This is a genomic window from Lactobacillus sp. VURO6/B1 (VP7), assembly GCF_058139575.1.
This window is the reverse complement of sequence record NZ_JBVOWJ010000021.1, coordinates 1-4,342: the sequence shown is the minus strand read 5'-3', so window position 1 is coordinate 4,342 and position 4,342 is coordinate 1. Positions and strand designations below refer to the sequence as shown.

The window sequence follows — 4,342 nt, the reverse complement described above, 5'->3', positions numbered from 1 at the left end:
TTGTAGCACTAGGTTTCGTAGCAACTTCGCTTAATGTACATTATGTTAAGTTGCTTTGGTATATATGGAATTATTTTGCTTTGGTATAAATTAAGGACAGATAAATGTAATAAATTTGTTTATAGTTATGCTTCATTAATGGCTGCATTTTTATTAGTAGAATAGGCTACCCCGACTATTGTTGCTAAAATAATTAAACAAGTTATACATAATAGTGTTAATGCGATAGTAATGCCGAAAGAAGCAGTAATTGTAGTAAAAATAGTTGTCATAACTGGCGCAGTCACTATTAAAATTGTGTTAAGCATTCCCATAGTTGATGACAAAATGTTTTGGTCGACTGCTTCAACAAGCCACTGTGTTAATTTAGGACTAGCCGTACCAATAAATATTGCAAGGCTTGCCATGATAGGCAGACAAATGAAAATATTTTTAATGAGCATTGTACCAATAACTGCGATACTTAAAGCTGTTGAAATAATTGCAATAGTGAATAATGACATGTTCTTGAATAATTTTGTGCCTACAATGCTACCAAGTGCCATACCAGCAGTCATTACAGCTCCTATTAGGGCAATCGTAAAACTGTATGTTCCAATGACCATAGAGGACTTATTACCAGCGATTACGATTGAAATTAAAGGTTCAATTGATCCTAAAACTCCATTTAATAAAGCAATTACTAGAACGACTGATAACAATCCCTTTGCTTTTTTTACTTGTTTGAATGACAAAGCAATTGTTTTAAAGAATCCTTTTTCATTAACTGAAGTAGTTGCTTCTTGGGGACGAGTCTTGTAATAATTACGGCCGACGCTGGCAAAAAGGGCACCTGCCGCTAGAAATGTTAAGGCATTGAAGATTGCTAAGCTGGAATAAGACATGAAAAGTAATAAACCAGAACCAATGAATTGTGCAATCATATTGATAATACCGTTGATCCCACTAACAAATCCTTCAGCTTCAGCAACTTCATCATTTCCGACAATGTTAACAATTAGAGGCGTTTGAAGGCCACCAGAGTATGAGCCAGCAATATCCGATACTAAGTTAATGCCAATAACAGTTAAAACTAGGTTCCAGCCAGCAAATCCACTAGCGAAAAGTAATCCGACGATTAGATAGAGTCCAAAGCGTATAGCAGCTAACCAAACCATTAGCTTGAATTTGTTTTTTGTACGATCAGCTAAATATCCACTAAAAACTTGAAAAATTTGAGGTACTGATTCTGAAATTGAAATCAATGAAATAGCCAAGGCGTAATTTCTTAATTTACTTGCATAAGTAATAAGTGCTAAGTAAAACAAAATATTGCCTGCACCAGATAAAAAACTGGCGATTGTAAATTTTCTATAATCCTTGTTCTTTATAAAAATGTCCATAATTTTATAACTCCTAAATTAAATATTTTATATATTAAGTTATAACGTGGTTATAATAAGGAATATCAAAAATGTCGTATTTGAATGTTAAACGCCAAATTCGAAAGAAATTAAGGAGGGTCACTAATGACAATAGGACAATTGCTAAAGCAATATCGAATTGAGAGTTTGAAAACTCAAAAAGAATGGGCTGGTGATACGATTAGTACATCATATTATTCAAAAGTTGAAAAAGATCAGCATAGAATTACAGCTGAGGATTTGATTGCATTACTGCGTGCTAATAACATTAAATTGTGGGAATTTTTTGGCAAGCTTAGTCAAGAAGATAAGGTAAAATATGACGAAAACAGAGATATTGGCGAGGCAATTAATGAAGCGTTTTATCATAATGATAAGGATCAGCTTAAGGATATTAAAAATGTCATTGCAAATAGCGAAATAGCTGATAAAGAAGATCAGTTGCTATTTATAGATGCACTTATAGCTTTAGTTGGTAATCACGTAGAAGATCTTGATGAAAAAGAACGAAGTAAGTTGAAAGAAAAGATTTTTAATATTTCTAATTTTGACGAAAATAAATTAGATTTGTATTGTAACTTGATGCCATTTTATGATCTCGATAGCAACTTGTTAATAAGTCGGCGAGTGATCACGCAATTTTGCCATTCTGGGAGTTCGAATGTTCAAGAAACAATATTAGGAATAGAGATAAACGTGTTATTTATGTGTATTGAGAAAGGTAGATATAAAGAAACAAAATTCTTTATTCAGGCAGCTGATCAAATTAGTACTAAACCGAACTTGTTTTTTTATAAAAACTGCATTTTTATACTTAAAAATATAGTGAATTATCACTATGAAAGAAAGGATGAGTATTTAAATAAAGCTCGAATGGCAATTGATCATATTAGTTCGTTAGGCATGCCGGAGTACAGCAAAGACATGAAAGGTATTCTAGATAAATATGGGAAAAATTAAAAAAAGTCGTATTTGATATTTAAAATTCAAATACGACTTTTTTATTATTTTCTGTTAAATCGAAAATATACTTAAGCTACAAAGTTTAAAACAGAAGGAGATGAAGTACATCAACTTTTGACTGAATCGTTATCATTCACATCTAGGTAACAAGTAATTGGAAATAAAATGAAGAAAGGAGATAAAAATATGAATACATCAACTTTTGGTTGGGTTGTTATCATTCACAGCTAAGTAATAAGTAATTGGAAATAAAATAAAGAAAGGAGATAAAAATATGAATACATCAACCTTTGGTTGGGTCGTTATCATTCACAGCTAAGTAACAAGTAATTAGAAATAAAATGAAGAAAGGAGATAAAAACATGAATACATCAACTTTTGGTTGGGTCGTTATCATTCACAGCTAAGTAACAAGGATGAAAAAAAACGACGAAAAATCAAACATCAGGTAATTACAGATGGAGTGCTGATAAAATTTAAAATCAACACTTTATAAAATAATATAATTAAAAACGTTAGAAAGGAGAAATCAATATGACTAAAAAGATGACTAAAAATCCACTTAGAATTGGCCCACCATGGTTTTTTTAAATTTAACTTTATTTGGAAAAGAACTAATTTATTGTAAGAAACGACGAAAAATCAGACATCAGGTAATTACAGATTAGAGTGCTGATAAAATTTAAAATCAACACTTTATAAAATAATATAATTAAAAAACGTTAGAAAGGAGAAATCAATATGACTAAAAAGATGACTAAAAATCCATTTAGAATTGGCCCACCATGGTTTTTTTAAATATAATTTTATTTGGAAAAGAACTAATTTACTACAAAAAAACACACGAAAGTAAATTATCGTGTGATAACCAATAGTATTAAAAACATTGCCACGCACGGCAATGTTTTATTTGTTATATGCTAAATAGAGTATAACACTTTCAAGATAGTTTTGACCACCATGATTTTTTACGGATTAGTATTAAGTGGTGTACTCCTTTTTTTGCTTAATTCATGTGTGGATATGATACTGATAATAATTGCATTTTTTTACTTTTTCCGATTTATTTAATGCTAATATAATGCCAAATGGTTAACAAATACTAGACATTAATGTAAATAGGAGATAGCAAACACATGAGTAATATTACAGCCAAAGAGCTAGTTAATGAGTTAGGCTTAAGTAGAGCAAGGCTATACCAAATAATAGCAAAACTAGACGATAATAAAAAACCTAAAAAGAGTGCTTTAGGACAGTATATTTTCGATGATCAAGCAGTTAAAAATATTAAACAATACTACGCAGAAATTTCTGTCAAGCATAATACAAATAGTGCTAAACATATAGATAGTAAAATGATTAACACTATTTTGTCTAGCCTAAACAGTCGAACAGATGAGCTTGAAAATCAAATTAAACAATTAACGGAAAAAATAAATATTAAAGAGCAACAGATACAAAAACTTGTTATTGAAAAAGAAAATTTAAGACAAAGTAAAGATAAGCAAATAGCACAATTAGCTGAAAAATCTAACCAACAAATAAGTGAACTACATAAGCTATTAGATCAGCAACAGCAATTAAATTTGACCACTAACGAACAGAATAAAAGATTATTAGAGCAACCAGTGGTTAAAAAACATTGGTGGCAATAAAAATAATTTTCAACATTTAAATTTATTAATTTAAAATTTTTTGAAAGAATTCAATGAATTTATGTTAATATTAATCTATTAACGCAAATAAAAATACCCTGATACCTAGTAAATAACAAAGTATCAGGGCATGAAAAAAACTAATCTTCTAGCACTTTGACACGGTCTAAAGATTAGCTTCATCAACTGAATTAAGTATAACAAAAATACTTAAAAATTCAAGAGATGAAGTTAAAAAGACCTGCGAGTTAAAAGATTAGCCCGGAGGTCTTTTCCGTTATCAAGCGAACCAACAGGACAAAGTTGAAAAAAGGGACAGGT

3 protein-coding genes are annotated in these 4,342 nt (G+C 30.2%); 2 read left to right on the top strand and 1 reads right to left on the bottom strand.

The genetic code is table 11. From position 1 onward, the window contains the following. Positions 1 to 125: 125 nt before the first annotated feature. Complete coding sequence (locus ACZ2M0_RS09250; protein ID WP_110446862.1) at positions 126 to 1,382, bottom strand: MFS transporter; 1,257 nt, start codon at positions 1,380 to 1,382, stop codon at positions 126 to 128. Positions 1,383 to 1,508: 126 nt separating this feature from the next. Here ACZ2M0_RS09250 and ACZ2M0_RS09245 point away from each other — a divergent pair, with 126 nt between their 5' ends. Both ACZ2M0_RS09245 and ACZ2M0_RS09240 read left to right on the top strand, forming a co-directional pair. After that, positions 1,509 to 2,363 (top strand): helix-turn-helix domain-containing protein, encoded by an 855-nt coding sequence (locus ACZ2M0_RS09245; RefSeq protein ID WP_110446863.1) that lies wholly within the window; start codon positions 1,509 to 1,511, stop codon positions 2,361 to 2,363. 1,139 nt (positions 2,364 to 3,502) lie between these two features. After that, a complete protein-coding gene (locus tag ACZ2M0_RS09240; protein ID WP_110446864.1) occupies positions 3,503 to 4,021 on the top strand; it encodes a DUF536 domain-containing protein in 519 nt (172 codons plus the stop codon). The last annotated feature ends 321 nt before the right edge of the window (positions 4,022 to 4,342 follow it).

Bases quoted from the DNA above. Each gene is read 5' to 3' on its own strand.
- ACZ2M0_RS09250 (WP_110446862.1), bottom strand. From the start codon at position 1,382: ATGGACATTTTTATAAAGAACAAGGATTATAGAAAATTTACAATCGCC.
- ACZ2M0_RS09245 (WP_110446863.1), top strand. From the start codon at position 1,509: ATGACAATAGGACAATTGCTAAAGCAATATCGAATTGAGAGTTTGAAA.
- ACZ2M0_RS09240 (WP_110446864.1), top strand. From the start codon at position 3,503: ATGAGTAATATTACAGCCAAAGAGCTAGTTAATGAGTTAGGCTTAAGT.